Below are 21,256 nucleotides of genomic sequence, written 5' to 3'. Positions count from 1 at the left end.
CCTCCCAAGCTTTTAGAACCTCATATTTATACTCTGCAGAAAAAGCTCTTTTGGACATAAAAAATACTCCCCTTAAGTAGCCAGATTTTTATTTTTTAATCTGTCTACCTAAAGGGGAGCATATCAAATCAAGTGGGTGCTGCGCTAAATTATTTAAGCTTCGAAAAAGCAACCTCTGCTGCTTTAATTGTCTTTTCAATATCCACATCAGAATGCTCCGTGGATAGGAATAGGCCTTCAAACTGTGAAGGTGGTAAGAATACCCCTTGGTTGGCCATTTCGCGGTAATAGGCTGCAAAGAATTCCAAATTAGAGGTCTTGGCTTTTTCATAATTAATAACAGCTTCGTTCGTAAAGAAGAAACCAATCATAGACCCTGCACGGTTAAAGGAAATGGGAATATCATATTTTTCAGCAGCCGCCTCAAAGCCTTTTTGAAGCAAGTCACCTTTACGGATAAACTCCTTGTAGTGATCTGGTGTTAACTGGCTAAGCGTTTCTAGCCCAGCCGTCATCGCCAAAGGGTTGCCTGAAAGGGTACCCGCTTGGTAAATCGGACCGCTTGGAGCAATTTGCTGCATGATTTCTGCCTTACCGCCGTATGCACCAACAGGAAGACCGCCGCCGATTACTTTTCCAAGACAGGTAATGTCAGGAGTTATATTAAAATAGCCTTGTGCGCAATTGTAACCGACACGGAAACCGGTCATGACTTCATCAAAAATGAGCAATGAACCGTTTGTAGTTGTAATTTCACGTAAACCTTCTAGGAAGCCTGGAAGCGGCGGGACTAGACCCATGTTACCAGCGACAGGTTCAACGATGATACAAGCGATATCATCGCCAAATTGTTCAAATGCATATTTGACACTTTCAAGGTCATTATATGGCACCGTGATGGTATTTTTGGCAATGCCTTCTGGGACCCCGGGGCTGTCCGGCAAACCAAGTGTGGCCACACCTGAACCCGCTTTAATCAATAAGGAATCACCGTGGCCATGGTAGCAGCCTTCAAATTTTAAAATTTTGTTACGGCCAGTATAGCCTCTTGCCAAACGAAGGGCACTCATCGTTGCCTCTGTTCCTGAGTTAACCATCCGCACAACTTCGATGGATGGCACACGTTCAATCACAAGCTGGGCCAATTTGTTTTCTAACAATGTTGGAGCACCAAAGCTTGTACCGTTTTCAGCCGTTTTTTTCAAAGCTTCGACAACACGGTCGTTGGAGTGTCCAAGAATGAGTGGACCCCATGAAAGTACATAATCAATATACTCATTGCCATCAATATCGTAAACTTTTGATCCTTTGCCTCTTTCCATAAAAATCGGGCTCATACCAACGGATTTAAAAGCGCGTACGGGGCTGTTTACGCCGCCTGGCATTAGGTTTTGGGCTTCTTTAAATGCTTCAATCGATTTCGTATACGAACGCATTTTTTTCCCTCTTTTCAAAAAGTGATTATTGGTCTTCTTTTAACCAGCGGCAGGCATCTTTTGCATGATAGGTAATAATTAAATCTGCTCCGGCACGCTTCATACCAACCAGCATTTCAAGCACGGTCTTTTTCTCATCAACCCAGCCGTTCCCAGCGGCTGCTTTAATCATGGCATATTCACCGCTTACGTTGTAAATAACTACAGGCAGGTTAAAGTTATTTTTTATATCACGGACGATATCAAGATATGGCATACCTGGTTTTACAATTAAAAAGTCAGCGCCCTCTTGGACATCAGATTCTGCTTCTCTAAATGCTTCCATCCGGTTAGCCGGATCCATTTGATAAGTTTTACGGTCGCCAAATTGCGGAGCACCCTCCGCAGCCTCACGGAATGGACCGTAGAAGGCAGATGCATATTTAACAGCATAAGACATAACAGGGATTTCTGTGAAACCGGCTTCGTCCAGACCAGCACGAATGGCTGCCACAAAGCCGTCCATCATGTTGGATGGGGCAATAATGTCGGCACCCGCTTTCGCTTGGGCAATTGCCGTTTTAACAAGCAATTCAAGCGATTCGTCGTTAAGGACTTTCTCCCCTTCAATCACACCACAGTGGCCGTGGTCAGTGTATTCACACAAACATGTATCGGCAACAACAATTATTTCTGGATAGTTTTCTTTAATATAACGTGTGGCAACTTGCACAATACCATGGTCGTGATACGCTTGCTCACCACAGGCATCCTTCGTCTTCGGAATCCCGAATAATAAGACAGATTTTATCCCGTGAGCGACGATATCATCCATTTCTTCTTTAAGATTGTCCATCGATACTTGGAATACTCCAGGCATGGATGATACCTCATTGCGAATATTTTCACCTTCATAAATAAACAGCGGATAAATGAAATCCTCCGCTCTTAAGTGATTTTCTCGGACAAGCGCGCGCATATTGGCACTTGAGCGTAAACGGCGATGACGTGAAAATTGTAATTCCATTATGTGTTTACCCCCTAAAATAAGTAACATTTCCTTTTACTCGCGAAGCACTGTTTTCAAACAGCGGATCCCTTCTCCAAATAAGTAATCATGCTTTTAATCATTTCCGCCACAGTATACTCCTCCGGTGAAGCATGTACCGTTAGTCCATATTCCTGTAACTTTTTCTCAGTGACCGGCCCGATACAGCCTATCAGACACCTCTCCATCTGTTCCTCTAAACCATGTTCCCTGACGACATCCATTAGATGGTCGACAGTCGATGGACTAGTAAACGTAAGGATGTCCAGCTGGTGATCAGCTAACATCTTCGTAAGCTTTACACGGCTATCTTCCGGCATGTAGGTTTCATAAATAACTACCTCGTCCACTACAGCCCCGGCTTCCGTTAACGCACTGGCGATATATTCCCGGGCGAGATTCCCCTTTGGAAGCAATACCCTTGCACCACTATTTACATACGGTAAAAACTCTTCAACAAAACTTTCAGCTACAAAGGATGACGGGACAAATTCCACTTGATGGCCCCTATGCTGCAAGACATCTGCAGTCTTTTTGCCAATCACAGCTATCTTTGGAAAAGAGGAACAGGCCTTATCAAAAAAAGAAAAAAAAGTGTCAACGGTAACGTTACTCGTAAAAATAATCCAATCATATGTATCAAGGGCCATCAAACAATCGTGAAGGCGCTGATTTTGTGCAGTCGGCCGGAAGGCGATGAGAGGGATTTCCACAGGAGTCCCTCCGTACCTTTCAACCAACTCAACAAACGGTTTTGCTTGATTTTTTCCTCTTGGAACGAGAACTTTTTTATCAAGCAATGGTAAAGATTTTAGCATTGACCCTCAAGCTCCCGTTTGACCCTGTCAATCAAATCCTTAGCACCTTTTTCAATTAATAAATCGGCAGCTTGATTACCAAGTTCTTCTGGATTTTGGCCGCGAAGTTCTTCCTTGAAGACATCATGTCCTTCAGGTGAAGCAACTAATACATTTAATACTACTTCATCTGTTGCATCATCAATGCGAGCGAAGCCGGCAATTGGTACCTGACAGCCGCCCTCCATTTTTTGAAGGAATGCACGTTCAGCACGAACCGCTCTCATCGTTTTCTTGCAAGTGAATTTTTCAAAAAGCTCTAGTAATTCTTTATCATCTTCGCGGCATTCAATGGATAATGCCCCTTGACCTACAGCAGGAATACAAATATCGGCATCTAGAAACTCCGTTACGACATCGGAAGTCCAACCTAGGCGGGAAAGGCCAGCAGCTGCTAAAATAATCGCATCGTATTCATCTGTTTCTAATTTTGCTAATCTTGTATCAACATTACCGCGAATCCATTTAATCTCTAAATCCGGGCGCTGCACCAATAGCTGGGCACTGCGGCGCAGGCTGCTCGTACCAATAATCGCACCTGGCTTTAAATCGTTTAATTTTACATGGCCTTTTGAAATAAGGGCATCGCGGTGATCTTCACGGAATGGAATACAGCCAATCGTCAACCCTTCAGGCAGGACGGCAGGCATGTCTTTCATACTATGAACCGCCATATCAATCTCTTTATCAAGCATCGCCTGCTCGATTTCTTTTACAAATAACCCCTTACCACCAACTTTAGAAAGGGTAACGTCAAGGATTTTATCCCCTTTCGTAACAATTTCTTTGACTTCAAATTCGAAGGATGGATCAAGTTTTTTCAGCTGATCCATTACCCAATTTGTTTGTGTTAACGCTAATTTACTCCGTCTTGAACCAACAATAATTTTTCTCATGACTGCCTCCTAGGGTTATGCATACCATAAATGAAACGATGATAATTGACCAAATAAGAAAAAGTTTATTAATACGATTAAAAATGATCCTGTATTCCAAATGGCTAATTTCTTGCCGGATATGTTTTTCGCAATTCGTAAATATAAATAGATGCTATAGGCCGTAAGTAACAAGAACGATCCGATAATTTTCATATCGTACCACGGCATCCCCGGAACCTTAAGAAATGCCCACTGCAGACCTAAGATCACACTTAGAAGCAGCATCGGAACACCGATGACGGCCAATATGTAAGATGACTTTTCTAATTTCTCTAAATCTGCCAGCCGTAAAAGGCGTGTTCCCCATTTTTTTCGTTTCAATAAATCATATTGAAGCAGGTATAATGACGAAAAGACAAAGGATAATGAAAAGGCCCCGTAAGACAAAATCGCCATCGTAATATGGATCAACAACAATTCCGATACTAGCTGCTTTGCCATGATATGCGATGAGTATTGCATCGGAGCAAAGGTATGAATGGCCATCACGGTAAAACCAAGGATGTTTGTAAAAAAGACGATAAAATCAACCCGAAGTAAGTGATTTATCCCAATTGACAATGTTACTAATACCCAGGCATAAAAATAGAGTCCCTCAAAGATCGTGAGTACCGGGAACCTGCCTGTTTTCGTCATATAGATCACTAGGAACACCGTTTGTAAAACCCATACAAATGCAAGTAACCAGAAGGCAATACGGTTTGCCTTCCGGTTATGGTGAATAAAGTCAAAAAAGTATAACAACACGCTGAAGGCATATAGAACAACTGTTAGTTCATGCAGCCTTGTCATAAAAAGGTCAAACATAGCCGCGTGGCCCCCTTATGACTGAAAAGAAGCCTGGACTTCTCCAACCTGCATTTTATTCGTTTCGGCTATTTTCAAATGTTGATCTTGAACAAGCTCTTCAATATTAAATATCTTCATAAAGAATTCCATTGCCTGATCCGCATCCGGTCTTGCGGCCAATTCCTTCGCTTGTAATATAGGATCTTTTAATAGCTGATTGATGATGCTTTTTGTATGTTTATTTAACACTTTCATATCGCGATCAGATAAGTTTGGCAGCTTTCTTTCTAAACTAACCATCGTTTCAGCTTGAATCGCTAGGGCTTTTTCCCGTAAGGCTGAAATCACAGGGACTACACCAAGCATGCCAAGCCAATGATTAAATTCAACAATTTCCTTTTCGATCATAAGCCTAATTTTTGCCGCTGCTTTCTGACGTTCCTGTAAATTAGCCTGGACAATTCCCTCTAAGTCGTCAATATCGTATAAAAAGACATTCTCGAGCTCAGCAATTCTTGGATCCAAGTCACGTGGAACAGCAATATCAACCATGAATAACGGTTTTCCTCTACGCTTTTTCTCAACACGAGCCATCGTTTCTTTTGAAATGACAAAATCCTTTGAACCCGTGGAACTGATTAAAATATCTGCTTCTACAAGTGATTTCTCCAGTTCCGCTAATGATCGGGCTTCACCGTTAAAGCGGCTCGCAAGCACCATGGCTTTATCATACGTACGGTTGATGACTGTTACTTTTTCCACGCCGTTCCCATGCAGGTTTTGGGCTGCTAATTCGCCCATTTTCCCTGCCCCAAAAATTAACACATGCTTTTTCGCAAGCGAACCGAAGATTTTTTTTGCCAATTCAACAGCAGCGTAGCTGACTGATACAGCATTGGCACCAATATCGGTTTCTGAATGGCCTCGTTTTGCCACGGTAATCGCTTGTTTAAACAAATGGTTAAATACCGATCCAGTCGTTTCTTCTTGCTGTGCTACCATAAAGCTTGTTCGCACCTGTCCAAGAATTTGCGTTTCCCCTAATACCATAGAATTAAGTCCGCACGTTACATTAAATAAATGTTCAATCGCTCCGTCGTCTTCATAAACGAATAAAAACGGCGAAAATTCGGTTTGATCCATTCCAAACCATTCAGATAGAAATTCTTTAATATAATAGCGGCCGGTATGTAGCTGATCGACAACCGCATAAATTTCTGTACGATTACAAGTAGACAAAATGATATTTTCTAAGATGCTTTTTTTCGTGTTTAATTTTTTAATGGCATCCACAAGGTCGGTTTCATTGAATGTTAACCGCTCACGGATTTCTACTGGGGCAGTTTTATAGTTAAGACCTATGACGACTATATGCATTTAGTTAATTACACCCCCAATAAGATTACAGTAGTAACTAGTAAGATTATACCATGAGCAATTTCAACTTTTACCCGAAAAATGTGAACAGAAAATGAAACTATGTGATAAGATATAGTAAAACTGGCCGTTGGAATGGCCTAGTCGGCTATTCTTATAGTAAAAAAATATATGAGGATAAATTACTTCCCTATGTACAGTACCAAAAAAATAGACTAGATTCAAGTAAACCTTATTGGAAGTGGTGTTTTTCAATGAAAAATCAACGAATTTTCCCAGGGATTATTCTTATCGGATTTGGGGCTTACTTTTTATTGCAGCAGGCAGGTATAACACTTTTTCAAGCATTTTTCACCTGGCCGACATTGCTCATTATTGTCGGAATTGCTTTTTTGGGTCAAGGCTTTTCAGCAAGAGATTATGAAGCCATCCTCCCCGGGGTGATTATGAGTGGATTCGGACTACACTTTCATCTATCAGGGCATGTACCATTCTGGCCCACAAATACAATTGGCATGTTAATCCTTATCATTTCAATAGGCTTTTTCCTTCGCTTTCAAAAGACGAACAATGGGCTGTTTCAAGCATTCCTTTTTCTTATTTTAGCAGTACTGCTGCTTTTTTATGATAAAATTGCCAGTTATTTTGGTTTGCTGCAAAACGGAATGAATATCATTTGGAAGTTTTGGCCTGCTCTTTTAATTGTTGTTGGTATCTATTTTCTGCTAAAAAAGAAAAAATAACCGCCCGCGCATATTGATTGCGCTGACGGTTATTTTTTTACATATAGCTTTGTAATATTTTCCAGGCTTGATCTTTTCCTTCACCGGTTTCGGATGAAAACAGCAGGAGATGGTCATTTTTATCAAGATCTAGAGTTTCTCGGGTTACTTTTAGATGCTTTTGCCATTTCCCTTTAGGGATTTTATCCGCTTTAGTGGCTATGATGACACATGGAATTTCGTAATGCTTTAAAAAGTCATACATCATAATATCGTCTCTTGTCGGCGGATGGCGGAGGTCAACGATCAAAACGGCTGCACGCAACTGTTCGCGACTGGTAAAATAGGTTTCAATCATCTTCCCCCAAGCCGCACGCTCAGACTTTGATACCTTTGCATACCCGTAACCAGGGACATCGACAAAATGAAGGATTTCATTGATTAGGTAAAAGTTTAGGGTCTGTGTTTTACCAGGTTTCGATGAAATTCTGGCTAAACCTTTCCGGTTTAGCATTTTATTAATAAAAGATGATTTACCAACATTTGAGCGGCCAGCAAGGGCAAATTCCGGCAGTTCTGTTTCCGGATACTGATCCGGTTTCACGGCACTAATGACAATATCTGAACTCACTACCTTCATCGGGCACCACCTTCTAAAAGGGCGTGCTTCAGCACTTCGTCCACATGGGATACCGGGACAAATTCTAAATCATTTCGGATACTTTCAGGAATATCATCAATATCTTTTATATTATCCTTCGGAAGAATGATCTTTGTCAGCCCAGCGCGATGGGCGCTTAGTGTTTTTTCCTTTAAGCCGCCAATCGGCAATACTCTTCCCCGTAAAGTAATTTCACCTGTCATCCCCACTTCCTTACGAATCGGTCTGCCGGTTAAGGCCGATACAAGTGCTGTTGCCATTGTGATCCCTGCAGATGGGCCATCTTTCGGAACTGCGCCCTCAGGAACATGAATATGGATATCATATTTTTCATGAAAATCTTCGGCAATCCCAAGAACCCCGGCTTTAGAGCGAATATAACTAAAAGCAGCTTGTGCCGATTCCTTCATAACATCCCCAAGCTTACCTGTTAATACGAGTTTGCCTTTACCAGGCGAAAGTGAAACCTCGATTTGCAGGGTATCGCCGCCAACCGTAGTATAAGCTAATCCTGTAGCAACCCCGACTTGATCTTCTGCTTCTGCCATTCCATAATGGAAACGTGTTTTTCCTAAAAATTCTTCTACATTCTTTTCGGTAATAATGACGCGCTTTTTCTCACCAGAAACAATGATTTTCGCTGTTTTCCGGCATATAGTCGCCATTTGCCGCTCGAGGCTTCGCACCCCTGCCTCACGCGTATAATATCGAACCACCTTTAGAATTGCTTCATCACGAACTTGAAGAATCCCTTTTGTCAGGCCGTTTTCTTTAATTTGTTTTGGCAGTAAATGGTCTCTGCAGATATGAACCTTTTCAAGCTCGGTATAGCCGGCAATGGTTATGATCTCCATTCTGTCCAACAACGGCCCCGGAATCGTCGAGAGGTTATTGGCTGTTGCAATGAACATAACCTTCGATAAATCATACGTTTCTTCTATATAATGATCACTAAAATTATGGTTTTGCTCCGGATCTAAAACCTCAAGCATTGCACTTGATGGATCGCCACGGAAATCACTCGACATTTTATCGATTTCATCAAGTAAAAAGACCGGATTAATTGTGCCTGCCTTTTTCATCCCTTGAATGATTCGTCCCGGCATTGCCCCGACATATGTTCTTCTATGACCGCGGATTTCGGATTCATCACGGACACCGCCAAGCGAGACACGGACAAAATTGCGATTAAGTGATGTTGCCACTGAACGAGCAAGACTTGTTTTACCAACACCCGGAGGTCCTGCAAGACAAAGAATCGGTCCTTTTAAGGAATTTGTCAGCTTTTGTACCGCTAAATATTCCAACACCCGCTCTTTTACTTTTTCAAGTCCGTAATGGTCTTGATTTAAAATCTTTTCGGCCCTAAGAATATCGATATCATCCTCCGTCTTCTTAGACCATGGGATGGAAATCAGCCAGTCAATATAGTTGCGGATAACGGCACTTTCGGCTGAGCTTGTTGGTACTTTTTCATAACGGTCAAGCTCCTTCATTGCTGTCTTTAGCACATGATCCGGCATTCCCTTCTTTTCTATTTTCTTCGTCAGATCCGCAATTTCACCTGTCTTACCTTCTTTATCGCCTAATTCTTTTTGAATGGCTTTCATTTGCTCTCGAAGGTAGTATTCTTTTTGCGTCCGTTCCATCGAACGTTTTACACGTTGGCCAATCTTCTTTTCAAGGTTCAGGACTTCTTTTTCATTATGAATCGTATCAATGACACTATTTACACGCGCTTTGATATCAATCGTCTCAAGGATCTCTTGCTTCTCTTTTAACTTTATTGGTAAATGCGACGCGATGATATCTGCCATTCTGCCCGGTTCCTCAATATCAGCAACCGATGCATAGGTTTCGGCAGAAATCTTTTTCGATAATTTTATGTATTGCTCGAAATAATCAAGCATTGTTCTCATCAAGGCCTGGTCTTCTACATCTTTTGTATCTGGATCCTCATATGTAACAATATTAACGGAATAATAGTCCTCGTCATCATATATCGCGACAATTTCCGCTCTATTTAAGCCTTCTACCAAAACACGAATGGTTCCATTTGGCAGTTTAAGCATTTGCTTAACCTTCGTTAATGTTCCAAGCTTATATAAGTCCTCTTCAGTCGGCTCATCAATGGAAACATCCTTTTGAGTCGTTAAGAATATTAAATGGTCATCTACCATTGCTTTTTCAAGTGCCTGCACAGATCTTTCCCGGCCTACATCTAAATGAAGAACCATTGTTGGATAGACAAGCAATCCACGAAGCGGCAGGAGGGGGACGATCATTTCGTTCTTTTTCGCCAAAATACTGCACCTCCACATGCAAAAATCCTTTTTTCTACTTCAAAGCAGAATAGTCTTTGTTGTACAATTCTATCTTATTTGTTTTTACGTGTCTATTTTTAGAGTGTGGAGACTAATCTCTTTTTCACTATCATTATCATCCCCATTTTTCTATCAAAAAAACTTCGGTATGATTTTTCAACCAAACCGAAGTTTTCTTTTTAAAAGAAAGTATAAAATTTTTGACCTTGAGAATTGTCCAGCTACAGCGCTCCAGTCCAAACGCCGCTGACCAGGGTACTTGCGCTTATCTCAAATTGACTCTTTTTTCGTTAACTCAATCGATGCCGGTATGGCTTCAATTTTAGGATAGGAATTGACTAAGGCAATTTCAAAGACTTCGTGTAGATGGGTTACAGGGACAATGGTAATTCCATCGATTTCATTTAAGATGGTTTGCATATTCTCATCTGGGATAATCACCGTCTTGGCTCCAGCCTTCCGTGCCGCTTTCACCTTTGGATAGACACCGCCAATCGGTTTGACATTCCCATGAATACTGATTTCCCCAGTCATTGCCACGGTGTTATCAATAGGAATTTTATAAATAGCAGAATAAATCCCTGTTGCCATCGCGATACCCGCTGATGGACCATCAATCGGGACACCGCCGGGAAAATTCACGTGGATATCATAGTCATTGGCCGGTACACCCATTGAACGTAGTACAGTAATAACATTTTCAATCGATCCGCGCGCCATACTCTTTCGGCGAATTGATTTACCTTGGCCGCCAATACTTTCTTCTTCCACGATTCCAGTAATATTAATCGAGCCCTTATCCTTTGCTGGGATAACCGTCACTTCTATTTCCAGTAGTGCCCCGGAATTTGGCCCGTAGACAGCCAGTCCATTCACAAGACCCACGTGCGAAATATCATTAATCTTCCGCTCCATTCTTGGTGTCATTTGACTGGAATGGATAACCCACTCGATATCTTCATCCTTGATAAAATCACGGTCTTCGGTAATCGCAAGCCCCGCCGCAATTTGAATCATATTAACCGTCTCACGGCCATTTCTTGCATATGTAGATAAGGTTTCAACGCCTGTTTCGCTTATTTTTAGGTTTACTTTCTCGGCTGCTTTTCTAGCAACGACAACAATTTCTTCCTGATTTAAATCACGGAAGAATACCTCCATACAGCGCGAACGAATGGCAGGAGGAATTTCACTTGGCGTTCTCGTCGTCGCTCCGATTAAACGAAAATCGGCGGGAAGGCCATTTTTAAAAATATCATGGATATGCGTTGGGATCTGATTATTTTCTTCGTGGTAATAGGCGCTTTCAAGGAACACCTTCCGATCCTCCAACACTTTCAATAGTTTGTTCATTTGAATGGGATGCAGTTCACCGATCTCATCGATAAAAAGAACCCCGCCATGTGCGTTGGTTACTGCCCCTTGTTTTGGCTGTGGAATTCCAGCCTGTCCCATGGCACCGGCACCTTGATAGATTGGGTCATGGACGGAGCCGATTAACGGGTCGGCAATCCCGCGTTCATCAAATCGGGCCGTTGTTGCATCCAATTCAATAAAGACAGATGCTGGCTTAAATGGTGATTTTGCATTCTTTTTGGCTTCTTCTAAAACAAGTCGGGCCGCTGCTGTTTTACCAACTCCTGGTGGACCGTAAATGATCACATGCTGCGGATTAGGGCCGCATAATGCTGCTTTTAATGATTTTATTCCATCCTCTTGGCCTACAATATCATTGAAGCTTGAAGGACGAACTTTTTCAGATAATGGTTCCGTTAAGGATATTGATCGCATTTTGCGAAGCTGCTCCATTTCTTTCCGGGATTCCCGATCAATGGACACTTTTTGCGTACGCTGGTTCCTTAGCAAATTCCAAAAATACAGCCCAATAATAATTCCGAAAAACAGCTGTATAAATAAGGCAATCCCTGTCCAACTCATATATTTCCCTCCTACAACTAAATACTCAATATATAGTAATAAGTATTTCCTGTAGAAACGCGGAATAAACTATAAAATTTTAAAACTGTATGGTAAGGATGCTGATAGGATTCGCTCATTGAACCCGGAAATCCGCTCATTGAACTTCGAAATTCGCTCATTGAACTCAGGAAATCGCTCATTGAATGCGGAATATCACATATTGAACTCCTACAAACGTGAAAAGACCCGGCCAACAGCCGGGTCTTCCCTATTTTATGCAGATTTTTCTTCGACCACAACAGTTCCATCTTCCAAAACAAGCTTTGGAACACTATTGTCGATTACGGTTTCTTTCGTGATGATACATTTCGTGATGTCATCACGGGATGGAAGGTCAAACATGACATCAAGCATGATTCCTTCAATAATTGAACGTAACCCACGGGCACCCGTTTTACGTTCAATAGCTTTCTTTGCGATTTCAGTCAGTGCACCTTCCTCAAACTGCAGCTCGACTTCGTCGATTTCAAGCATTTTTTGATATTGCTTCACAAGTGCATTTTTTGGTTTTGTTAAGATTTCAATTAATGCAGCCTCATCCAATTGCTCAAGGCTTGCAATCACAGGAAGACGGCCAATAAATTCTGGAATTAATCCAAAACGAAGCAAGTCTTCAGGTAATACCTTGGAAAGAAGTTCCTTCGAGCCAATATCTACCTGCTTGACGTCTGAACCGAACCCAATAACCTTTTGACCTAAACGGCGTTTGATAATTGGTTCAATTCCGTCAAATGCTCCACCACAAATAAATAAAATATTCGTTGTGTCAATTTGAATGAATTCTTGATGTGGGTGTTTTCTGCCACCTTGTGGCGGAACACTTGCCACCGTACCTTCAAGAATTTTTAATAGAGCCTGCTGAACACCTTCACCGGAAACATCTCTAGTGATGGAAGGGTTCTCTGATTTACGGGCAATTTTATCAATTTCATCAATATAAATAATGCCCTTTTCAGCCTTTTCCACATCATAGTCAGCAGCTTGAATTAATTTTAATAAAATATTTTCGACGTCTTCCCCGACATATCCAGCCTCTGTTAAGGAAGTGGCATCGGCAATGGCAAATGGTACATTCAAAATACGCGCCAATGTTTGGGCCAATAATGTTTTACCGCTACCAGTTGGTCCGATCATACAAATATTACTTTTTGAAAGCTCAACGTCATCAATTTTACTATTAGAATTGATGCGCTTATAATGGTTGTAAACTGCGACAGACAGCGATTTCTTCGCCTTGTCTTGACCGATAACGTAGTCGCCCAGAATTTCACAGATTTCCTTCGGCTTTGGAACGTCTTTAAATTCTACTTCTTCTTCCGTTCCAAGTTCTTCCTCCACAATTTCTGTGCAAAGCTCGATACATTCATCACATATATAAACTCCCGGCCCGGCCACTAGTTTACGAACTTGATCCTGTGTTTTGCCACAGAAGGAACATTTTAATTGTCCTTTTTCATCATTAAATTTAAACAATCCTTTCACCCCTTAAAACGTGTTTGTTGCTCACAAATAACACAAATATCCGAGTTTTTTCTAATTTTTCTGGTGGTATGTATGTTGCATTGTAACATATTTAGCCAATGGACTGGAAATAAAACGCTTAACGACAGTATGTTTTCTTTACTCGTCTATTGTTTGTGTCATTCAATGAAAAACGTATGTACTCATTAATCTTAACCATTATTTTTAAAAATAAGACAAAAACCTTTATGGAAAATATTTATTCGCTATGTATTGCCTTTTTTCCTGCTTTCTTATCCATTGGCTAGATAATTAAAAGGTTTCCCTGCCCTTATTATAATATGTAATTAAAAAAATGTATAAAACAAGGCACGATTTTTTTATCGTGCCTTGTTTTTTAATGATTACTTCTTGTTTTCAACAAGAAAGTTTACAGCTTTTTGAAGTTTAAGATCTGCTTTGACGCCATCAACGCCACCAAGAGCTTGGATAATCGTGTCAACAGGCATGTTGTACATACCAGCCATTTTCTCTAGTTCAGCATTTACATCATCTTCAGAAACTTCTAGGTTTTCAACGCTCGCAATTGCCTCTAAAGTTAAGTTAACTTTTACGCGATTTTGTGCTTCTTCTTTCATTTGTTCACGTAATGCATTTTCATCTTGACCAGAGAATTGGAAGTAAAGCTCAAGATTCATCCCTTGCATTTGCAGGCGTTGTTCGAACTCTTGAAGCATGCGGTTAACTTCGTTTGTAACCATTACTTCTGGAACTTCAACTTCAGCATTTGCAGCTGCTTTTTCCACTACTGTATCACGTAGGTGGTGTTCAGCTTCATGCTTTTTGCTGTCTTCTAGGCGAGTTCTGATTTTCTCTTTTAATGCATCTAATGTTTCAACTTCCTCGTCAACATCTTTAGCAAACTCATCATCTAATGCAGGAAGTTCTTTTCCTTTGATTTCATGTACAGTTACTTTGAATGTTGCTGGTTTACCAGCTAACTCTGCCGCATGGTATTCTTCAGGGAAAGTTACCTCTACATCCTTAGATTCTCCGGTTGCGATACCGACTAATTGCTCTTCAAATCCAGGAATGAAAGAATTTGAACCTAATTCAAGTGAGTGATTTTCGGCTTTTCCGCCTTCGAATGCTTCACCATCAACGAATCCTTCAAAGTCAAGAACAACTGTATCACCGTTTTCAGCTTTGCCTTCTTCTTTAACAACAAGCTCAGCTTGGCGCTCTTGAAGTGTTTTTAATTCGTTAGCAACGTCTTCTTCCGTAACAGTTGTGTCTAAAGCTTCAACTTCTAGTCCTTTATATTCACCTAATGTAACCTCAGGCTTTACTTGAACAGTTGCTTTGAAAATAAGGTCTTTACCCTTTTCCATTTGTTCCACGTCGATATCAGGACGATCAATTGGTTCAATTCCCGTTTCGTCAATAGCACTTCCATATGCTTCTGGAAGAAGGATATCTAATGCATCTTGATAAAGTGCTTCAACACCGAAACGCTTTTCGAACATCCCGCGAGGCATTTTTCCTTTACGGAAGCCTGGAACGTTTACTTGTTTAACAACCTTTTGAAATGCCGCGTCTAAGCCTTTGCTTACTTGCTCAGCACTTACTTCAACAGTAAGGACACCGCGGTTTCCTTCTAACTTTTCCCATTTCGCTGACATACTTTTTCCCTCCAACAAATCTATTCTCATTTCATTCGATAACGAATTTGAGTCGGAATATGACCTGTCCAACAAGCCACTTCCAGTTTTTTCATGTAAAGACAAGTTTTTTACACAATGCAACCCCTACATTATATCATAGGTTTGCTTTCTTTCAACAGCGAGACCTAAATATAAGGGGTGGAAATTTTCTCAATTTCCTCGATTTGCGCCCTTGCTTGTTCTATTTCTAGTAACTCCGCTCCATATTCAAAGGCAATTTTGCTTATTTCCACGTATATTCCGAGATATTCCTGGGCGAGAAGATGAAAAGCGGCAGCCCATGCCGCGGAATCTTCCGGCTCCAGTTCAAATGGATAACTAATAAAAAACGTCCGCTCAACCATTTCGACCGTATTTTCATAGAGACCAGGGTTTTCACTTTCTAACCGATTCAGAAGCAAATTCTTTACCTCCAGCATCCGGGGCTGTAGTCTTACCTCTGGCAGCAGCATTGGATTGATTGCTTTTTCTTGTGAAAATTTTTTTACTTCCAATTCCTTATTTATTTCTTGTTCTTTTAATAGAGTTACTAGCATGGTTTTTAAAAATGGATGACCCGCTTCTGCCTTTAAATAATCCGTTATTTCTTCGAAATGGGGGCGAATATTTTTCTCTGCCAAACTTGCAACCACTAACATTTGCTCGTTTAGGTTCGTTTTTGAAAAAAGATCTAAATTTTGAACCTCAGATGTGATTTCTTCATCTCCAGCAGGCTGGCGATTCTCTGCCATCCTTCTGCTAAATTGCAGGATGGTTAAAAAATGATCATGTTTTTCCGAAGGAATTTCTTTTTCCTCAAATAAGACTTCGATGGTCGAGACAATTTCCTGGTATTCGTGAAGTTGAATTAGCACGGTTAAATAAAGGTCGACCATTTGAAAATAGTCACCGATTCCTTTTAAGAGCATTTCCTTCGCTAGTACTTTTGCTTTACTAAAAGAGCCTGCTTCGAAATATGCCAGGACAAGCCCGATTAGGATGTTTTCATTAGTTGGATCTAGTTCCCGGGCTTCCTCCAATAGGGGAATGGCTTCATTAAATTTTTTCTTTCCAAGTCTTTCCAAGCCTTTATCGGTTAGCCTTTTTTCAAGTCCCGGAAAATAGACCACATTGTCTTTTCGTTTCACTATTTCGCGCTTTTTCATTTTTTCCGTCCTTCTATTTGTCATTGGAAAATAGTGTAGCATAAATAAAACACAAAAAAAACTCACCATTGCTGGCGAGTTACGATTCTGGTATGTAGTTTAATGGCGTCCCAGGAGAGATTCGAACTCCCGACCGTACGCTTAGAAGGCGTATGCTCTATCCGGCTGAGCTACTGGGACATATTCATGTATCAAAGACAAGATTTATTATATTATCCAACTACCATAAAGTCAACAGGTTTTTAATTCTTTTTTCAATAATAAAAGTGGGAGGATTTCTCCCACTTTTATTATTGTGCAAATTCACGGGCAAGGTCTGTCAATTCCCGCCCATTTATCTCAAACACAGATAGCTTGATTTTTTTATCTTGTAAATCAAGAATAACATATGTTTTTTCTAAACGCTCACGCGGGAGTCGAATGCTGCCGGGATTTAGAAATAAGACTCCATCAATCAATTCTGCTCCTAATATATGCGAGTGGCCAAAGCAGACGATATTCGCATTTACTTCTGAGGCCTTATATTTTACATTCATTAAAGTAGATTTCACCGAGTAACGATGGCCATGGGTTATGAAGAACTTTTTCCCGGCCACCTCTGAAGTAGTGTCCAGTGGATACCCACCGCCAAAATCACAATTCCCCATCACGGTCAAGTAACCTGATAGTGCCTTGTCGTCCGGCATCAGCTCTGAATCACCGCAGTGAATCATTAAATCAACTTCGTTTAGATGTCTTTCTCTTAAGACCTCGAGTTCCTTCGTCAATCCGTGGCTATCGCTGACAACTAACACCTTGCTCATAATTGGCCTGCTCCTTCTAGAATAGAATCAAGGATCACATCAAGCTTCTTTAGGGCATTGGCACGGTGGCTGATGCTATTCTTTTCATCTGCAGATAGCTCTGCCATGGACCTGCCTTTTTCCGGCACATAAAAAACAGGATCATAGCCAAAGCCATTCGAGCCACAGCGCTCTTCCAAAATTCGACCTTCGCAGGTGCCTGCCACCGTCCTTGTTTCTTGACCTTGTATGCTGATGGCTAATGCACAATAGAATCTCGCAGATCTCTCGCTTTTAGGTACACCCTGTAATTCTGATAATACCTTATCAGTATTGTTTTGATCATTTTTTGGCTCGCCAGCATAACGCGCCGAATAGATTCCTGGTCTGCCGTCAAGGGCGTCTACGATTAGCCCAGAATCATCGCCAATGACCATTTTATTAAGCTTCTTAGATACCGATTCAGCTTTAAGGATAGCATTTTCTTCAAAGGATGTGCCTGTTTCCTCTACATCTGGGATCTCTGGGTAATCAAGCAATGTCCGTACTTGGATCCCTCTGCTTGAAAAAATTTGTTCAAATTCCCGAGCCTTACCGGGATTCTTCGTTGCAATAATAACTTCCTTCATAGTAATCTCCTCTTATTCTAGACTTCTTCTTTTATGGGTCTAACGACAGTAACCATATAACATAACTCATTCAGCAACCTATTTCTTCCGCCTGCCCTCAATCTTTCGGATAATGTCCTCACCCAATGCAGCTTTTTGCTGCTCAAAGAGCTCCATGAGACCCTCCTGTGCTACCTGCAGGAGGCCTTGAAGCTGATCATAGGAAAAGGTTGATTCTTCGCCAGTCCCCTGTAGTTCTACAAATTCGCCGTTTCCGGTCATTACGACATTCATATCGACGTGCGCCTTGGAATCCTCTGCATAATTTAAATCAAGAACAAGATTGCCATTCGCCAAAATTCCCACGCTTGTCGCTGCTAAATAATCGGTAATCGGGAACTTTGAAAATGACTTTTTCTCAGCTAGTGCATGTAAAGCAAGTGTCATGGCAACAAATGCACCCGTGATGGAGGCAGTACGTGTACCGCCATCTGCCTGAATAACATCACAATCAATCCAAACGGTTCGCTCGCCAATGGCACCAAGATCTACAATTGCGCGAAGGGCGCGGCCAATTAATCGCTGAATCTCCATCGTGCGACCGGACACCTTTCCTTTCGAGGATTCGCGAATGTTTCTTGATTCTGTTGCCCTTGGGAGCATCGAATATTCGGCCGTGATCCAGCCTTTGCCTTCGCCTCTCATAAAGTGAGGAACACGATCTTCAATGCTCGCAGTACATATAACCTTTGTATTTCCTACAGATATAAGGACAGAACCCTCTGGATGCATCAAATAATTAGTTTCAATATGTATCGGTCTTAGCTGTGAAGGTTCTCTACCATCAACGCGCATTCAAAATTCCTCCTTTAAAAATTTTCAAATAAAGAAGAGGCGGCACTAAAGGGCCAACCTCTTTCATTGTCACTATATAGTATAACAAAAATATTTTTTTAAAAACTACCTGTATTGACTTTTTCTGGACGAGTGACTGGCTCAGATACTTTTTTCCCTTTATCATTTTTTATCTCTGCTTTACCATCCACCTGAACAGCCACTTTTTCTACTCCCTGCTGCTCGGTTAAGGAAAGGACGATAGTATCTAGTAAAGATTGTGAAACTTCCTTTTTATCGAAACTGTCATAAATATTCTTATTGAAGTTCAAAGTAACGACTCCATCTTTATAGGTTGGTGCCTCAAGCAGTTTCGCGTCAGAGACAAACTCGGAAACAAGCGTTGATTTTGCACTAGGCCCTTTAATTAGTTCATTGACGACCGCAGCATATTGATCCTTCTCGTTATTGCTGATCCGGCGGGTGACCGGAACGTAGTAGTATGAGCCCTCTTCACCACCAATATAATAAACGGTGACTGGCTTCGTATTCGTGATATCGACGACATCATTCGTATCAATATTTATTCCTGTTGCTCTTGATAGATTTTGGCTGATAGGTGTGCCGTTGACAGGCATTTCCGTTAGTTCATGCCCGTTCATTTGCAGCTTGACCGTTTTAACATTATCAAATTGTGTCAAGGTCCACGTGACAGATTGGAGTATTTTCTCCTCATCTTCCGGTTTGTAGTCCTTAAATTCTTTTGAAAAATTAACGGTAGCGACGCCTGTGTCTTTTTCAATGTTGACAGATAGGGTGGTATCCTCAGGAAGGACAGCTCTAAAGCCATTAGGAATCATGTCGGTCCCTTGACCATTTGCGACTAAATATTCAAGTGCTTGTTTGGCAACTGAGGTTGTTTTCGGCAGGTTTAATGTTTGCGGCACGACATAGCCATCTTTATCAATTAAGTAAAGTTCTGTCTTTATGGCGTTTTCTACCTTACTTTTTTCTTTCGTCGTCGTTTCCTTACTGACTGGTTTATTGGTAACAGTTACACTTTTTGGCGGATCAATTTTCTTTTGTGTTTCACCGCCAAACAATCCACAGCCCGAAAGCAGCACGGCTGAACCAAGCATGGTTACACCTAGGATTTTCGCTTTATTTTTAGACACATTAATTCCCCCCTAAGACAGTTTGTACTATCATGTATACGAGCTTTATGAAAAATTAGACCGCATTAGGAAAGAAAATAGGACAAATTTTTTTGGGCGAAACTAAAAGCCCTATCTAATTGATAGAGCTCCATTTCATAGTTTAATTTTTTTTACATTGTCCACGGGGATGCCAAGCCACTGAGAGGCAATTTTTGAAAAAAGCGATTTAGAGCCTGTTGTGTAAAATTCATGCTTCGGCTCAACCTCTGAATCATCCAGCTGCCCGTTATATTGAAGAATTGCACTAATCTCACGAGCTGTTTCATCACCAGAACTAATAACCTGTACGCTTTCGCCCATTACGTTTTTTACAAGTGGTTCAAGCAATGGATAATGGGTACATCCCAAAATCAATGTATCTATATTTTGATCCAATATGGGTGCCAACGCTTCATCTACAATTCTTTCGGCAATCGGCCCGTTGTATTCACCGCTTTCCACTAGAGGGACAAACTTAGGACATGCATGACTCGTAACAAAAAGCCGGCTGTTTAGCGATTTCAAGGCCTTCTCATACGCACCACTTTTAACTGTACCTACAGTACCAATAATACCAACCCGATAATTCTTTGTCCGCTTAATGGCGGCACGTGCCCCTGGATTAATGACCCCAAGGACAGGGATAGACAATTCCTTGCGAATTTCATCAAGGGCAGCGGCAGTTGCAGTATTGCAGGCAATCACAAGCATTTTTATATTTTTTTTCAATAAAAAAGTGGTCATTTCCCATGTGAACTTCTTTACTTCATTCCTTGTTCTCGGACCATATGGACAGCGAGCTGTATCCCCTAAATAAATAATTTTCTCATTCGGAAGCTGTCTAATAATCTCTTTGGCAACGGTTAATCCACCGACACCGGAATCAATAACGCCTATTGGTTGTTTCAAACATCTCGCCTCATTTATCGCATTTCCTGATGCAGTTTCATCAAGTTGGATTGAAGAAGTTGAATTTCTTCTAGTGTGAAGTTTTTCAATACATCCCCTAAGTATACTTGACGTTTCTTAATTACTTCATCAATAATTCTCTTACCTTCTTCGAGCAAATGAATTCTCACCACTCGACGATCGCTCGGATCTTTCACCCGCTCCACGAGAAGATTTTTCTCCATCCGGTCGACAAGATCGGTGGTCGTGCTGCAGGCCAAATACATTTTATTCGATAGCTCGCCAATTGTCATATCGCCGTCTTCAAAAAGCCATTGCAACGCCACAAATTGGGGAGGCGTAATCTTATAATTACTTAACATTTCACGTCCCTTTTGCTTGATAATTCCAGAAATGTAGCGTAAATCTTTTTCTATATTGGCAAAAATATCCCCAGGTACCTTTTGCGGATTTTCGAGTTCCATTATTTAACACTCCTAATAGTAG

At 41.2% G+C, this 21,256-nt stretch carries 19 protein-coding genes and 1 tRNA gene; 1 reads left to right on the top strand and 19 read right to left on the bottom strand.

The features are described 5' to 3' along the window. Nucleotides 1-149: 149 nt before the first annotated feature. Genes hemL through hemA form a run of 6 tightly spaced genes read right to left on the bottom strand, consistent with a single transcriptional unit; the run spans nucleotide 150 to nucleotide 6,424 of the window. Nucleotides 150-1,436: a glutamate-1-semialdehyde 2,1-aminomutase gene (gene hemL / locus G6554_RS04805; protein WP_166239291.1), complete on the bottom strand. Its 1,287-nt coding sequence runs from the start codon at nucleotides 1,434-1,436 to the stop codon at nucleotides 150-152. 25 nt (nucleotides 1,437-1,461) lie between these two features. Next, nucleotides 1,462-2,442 carry a porphobilinogen synthase gene (gene hemB, locus G6554_RS04800; RefSeq protein WP_166239289.1) on the bottom strand — a complete coding sequence of 327 codons (981 nt, stop codon included), beginning with the start codon at nucleotides 2,440-2,442 and terminating at the stop codon, nucleotides 1,462-1,464. A 56-nt stretch (nucleotides 2,443-2,498) separates the two neighbouring features. Beyond that, nucleotides 2,499-3,281 carry a uroporphyrinogen-III synthase gene (locus G6554_RS04795; RefSeq protein WP_166239287.1) on the bottom strand — a complete coding sequence of 261 codons (783 nt, stop codon included), beginning with the start codon at nucleotides 3,279-3,281 and terminating at the stop codon, nucleotides 2,499-2,501. Then, on the bottom strand, nucleotides 3,275-4,216 hold the full coding sequence (hemC, locus tag G6554_RS04790; RefSeq protein WP_166239284.1) for a hydroxymethylbilane synthase: 942 nt from the start codon (nucleotides 4,214-4,216) through the stop codon (nucleotides 3,275-3,277). Before hemC ends, G6554_RS04795 begins: the two co-directional genes overlap by 7 nt. 15 nt (nucleotides 4,217-4,231) lie before the next feature. After that, nucleotides 4,232-5,065 (bottom strand): cytochrome C assembly family protein, encoded by an 834-nt coding sequence (locus G6554_RS04785; RefSeq protein WP_166239282.1) that lies wholly within the window; start codon nucleotides 5,063-5,065, stop codon nucleotides 4,232-4,234. A gap of 15 nt (nucleotides 5,066-5,080) precedes the next feature. Further along, nucleotides 5,081-6,424, bottom strand: a complete 1,344-nt coding sequence (gene hemA, locus G6554_RS04780; RefSeq protein ID WP_166239280.1) for a glutamyl-tRNA reductase — start codon at nucleotides 6,422-6,424, stop codon at nucleotides 5,081-5,083. A gap of 254 nt (nucleotides 6,425-6,678) precedes the next feature. Here hemA and G6554_RS04775 point away from each other — a divergent pair, with 254 nt between their 5' ends. Next, nucleotides 6,679-7,167 (top strand): LiaI-LiaF-like domain-containing protein, encoded by a 489-nt coding sequence (locus tag G6554_RS04775; protein ID WP_166239278.1) that lies wholly within the window; start codon nucleotides 6,679-6,681, stop codon nucleotides 7,165-7,167. Nucleotides 7,168-7,204: 37 nt separating this feature from the next. On the opposite strand, the gene yihA is transcribed toward G6554_RS04775, so the two are convergent. From yihA to G6554_RS04710, 13 genes are all read right to left on the bottom strand, one after another. Continuing rightward, entirely contained in the window at nucleotides 7,205-7,786 is a 582-nt protein-coding gene (gene yihA, locus G6554_RS04770; RefSeq protein WP_166239276.1) for a ribosome biogenesis GTP-binding protein YihA/YsxC, read from the bottom strand. Further along, complete coding sequence (gene lon, locus G6554_RS04765) at nucleotides 7,783-10,092, bottom strand: endopeptidase La (protein WP_481747902.1); 2,310 nt, start codon at nucleotides 10,090-10,092, stop codon at nucleotides 7,783-7,785. Before lon ends, yihA begins: the two co-directional genes overlap by 4 nt. 309 nt (nucleotides 10,093-10,401) lie before the next feature. Continuing rightward, entirely contained in the window at nucleotides 10,402-12,069 is a 1,668-nt protein-coding gene (lonB, locus tag G6554_RS04760; RefSeq protein ID WP_166239272.1) for an ATP-dependent protease LonB, read from the bottom strand. 255 nt (nucleotides 12,070-12,324) lie between these two features. Beyond that, entirely contained in the window at nucleotides 12,325-13,584 is a 1,260-nt protein-coding gene (clpX, locus tag G6554_RS04755; RefSeq protein WP_166239270.1) for an ATP-dependent protease ATP-binding subunit ClpX, read from the bottom strand. A 392-nt stretch (nucleotides 13,585-13,976) separates the two neighbouring features. Then, nucleotides 13,977-15,254 (bottom strand): trigger factor, encoded by a 1,278-nt coding sequence (gene tig, locus G6554_RS04750; RefSeq protein ID WP_166239268.1) that lies wholly within the window; start codon nucleotides 15,252-15,254, stop codon nucleotides 13,977-13,979. Nucleotides 15,255-15,421: 167 nt separating this feature from the next. Further along, nucleotides 15,422-16,441, bottom strand: a complete 1,020-nt coding sequence (locus G6554_RS04745; RefSeq protein WP_166239266.1) for a tetratricopeptide repeat protein — start codon at nucleotides 16,439-16,441, stop codon at nucleotides 15,422-15,424. Between the two features lie 103 nt (nucleotides 16,442-16,544). Further along, nucleotides 16,545-16,621 (bottom strand) — tRNA-Arg (locus G6554_RS04740). 110 nt (nucleotides 16,622-16,731) lie between these two features. After that, on the bottom strand, nucleotides 16,732-17,244 hold the full coding sequence (locus G6554_RS04735) for a metallophosphoesterase family protein (protein ID WP_166239264.1): 513 nt from the start codon (nucleotides 17,242-17,244) through the stop codon (nucleotides 16,732-16,734). Then, nucleotides 17,241-17,852 (bottom strand): XTP/dITP diphosphatase, encoded by a 612-nt coding sequence (locus G6554_RS04730; RefSeq protein WP_166239262.1) that lies wholly within the window; start codon nucleotides 17,850-17,852, stop codon nucleotides 17,241-17,243. Before G6554_RS04730 ends, G6554_RS04735 begins: the two co-directional genes overlap by 4 nt. A gap of 78 nt (nucleotides 17,853-17,930) precedes the next feature. Continuing rightward, the gene (rph, locus tag G6554_RS04725) at nucleotides 17,931-18,686 is read right to left on the bottom strand and encodes a ribonuclease PH (RefSeq protein WP_166239260.1); all 756 of its coding nucleotides are present in this window, start codon (nucleotides 18,684-18,686) and stop codon (nucleotides 17,931-17,933) included. Nucleotides 18,687-18,784: 98 nt separating this feature from the next. Further along, a complete protein-coding gene (locus G6554_RS04720) occupies nucleotides 18,785-19,840 on the bottom strand; it encodes a GerMN domain-containing protein (protein WP_481747899.1) in 1,056 nt (351 codons plus the stop codon). Nucleotides 19,841-19,975: 135 nt separating this feature from the next. Then, nucleotides 19,976-20,770 carry a glutamate racemase gene (gene racE / locus G6554_RS04715; protein ID WP_166239258.1) on the bottom strand — a complete coding sequence of 265 codons (795 nt, stop codon included), beginning with the start codon at nucleotides 20,768-20,770 and terminating at the stop codon, nucleotides 19,976-19,978. A gap of 14 nt (nucleotides 20,771-20,784) precedes the next feature. After that, entirely contained in the window at nucleotides 20,785-21,234 is a 450-nt protein-coding gene (locus G6554_RS04710) for a MarR family winged helix-turn-helix transcriptional regulator (protein WP_166239256.1), read from the bottom strand. Between the last annotated feature and the right edge of the window lie 22 nt (nucleotides 21,235-21,256).

The sequence above is a fragment of the Bacillus sp. MM2020_4 genome (assembly GCF_011250555.1).
In the GTDB taxonomy this organism is placed as follows: domain Bacteria; phylum Bacillota; class Bacilli; order Bacillales; family Cytobacillaceae; genus Neobacillus.
Note: the sequence above shows the minus strand (reverse complement) of the source record. Positions and strands in the feature narration are given on the sequence as shown.

Coding starts and splice junctions, on each gene's coding strand:
- hemB (WP_166239289.1), bottom strand. CDS start 2,442: ATGGAATTACAATTTTCACGTCATCGCCGTTTACGCTCAAGTGCCAAT.
- G6554_RS04775 (WP_166239278.1), top strand. CDS start 6,679: ATGAAAAATCAACGAATTTTCCCAGGGATTATTCTTATCGGATTTGGG.
- G6554_RS04795 (WP_166239287.1), bottom strand. CDS start 3,281: ATGCTAAAATCTTTACCATTGCTTGATAAAAAAGTTCTCGTTCCAAGA.
- lonB (WP_166239272.1), bottom strand. CDS start 12,069: ATGAGTTGGACAGGGATTGCCTTATTTATACAGCTGTTTTTCGGAATT.
- G6554_RS04735 (WP_166239264.1), bottom strand. CDS start 17,244: ATGAGCAAGGTGTTAGTTGTCAGCGATAGCCACGGATTGACGAAGGAA.
- yihA (WP_166239276.1), bottom strand. CDS start 7,786: ATGAAGGTAGTGAGTTCAGATATTGTCATTAGTGCCGTGAAACCGGAT.
- hemC (WP_166239284.1), bottom strand. CDS start 4,216: ATGAGAAAAATTATTGTTGGTTCAAGACGGAGTAAATTAGCGTTAACA.
- hemL (WP_166239291.1), bottom strand. CDS start 1,436: ATGCGTTCGTATACGAAATCGATTGAAGCATTTAAAGAAGCCCAAAAC.
- tig (WP_166239268.1), bottom strand. CDS start 15,254: ATGTCAGCGAAATGGGAAAAGTTAGAAGGAAACCGCGGTGTCCTTACT.
- lon (WP_481747902.1), bottom strand. CDS start 10,092: ATGATCGTCCCCCTCCTGCCGCTTCGTGGATTGCTTGTCTATCCAACA.
- G6554_RS04710 (WP_166239256.1), bottom strand. CDS start 21,234: ATGGAACTCGAAAATCCGCAAAAGGTACCTGGGGATATTTTTGCCAAT.
- G6554_RS04745 (WP_166239266.1), bottom strand. CDS start 16,441: ATGAAAAAGCGCGAAATAGTGAAACGAAAAGACAATGTGGTCTATTTT.
- G6554_RS04785 (WP_166239282.1), bottom strand. CDS start 5,065: ATGTTTGACCTTTTTATGACAAGGCTGCATGAACTAACAGTTGTTCTA.
- G6554_RS04730 (WP_166239262.1), bottom strand. CDS start 17,852: ATGAAGGAAGTTATTATTGCAACGAAGAATCCCGGTAAGGCTCGGGAA.
- rph (WP_166239260.1), bottom strand. CDS start 18,686: ATGCGCGTTGATGGTAGAGAACCTTCACAGCTAAGACCGATACATATT.
- hemA (WP_166239280.1), bottom strand. CDS start 6,424: ATGCATATAGTCGTCATAGGTCTTAACTATAAAACTGCCCCAGTAGAA.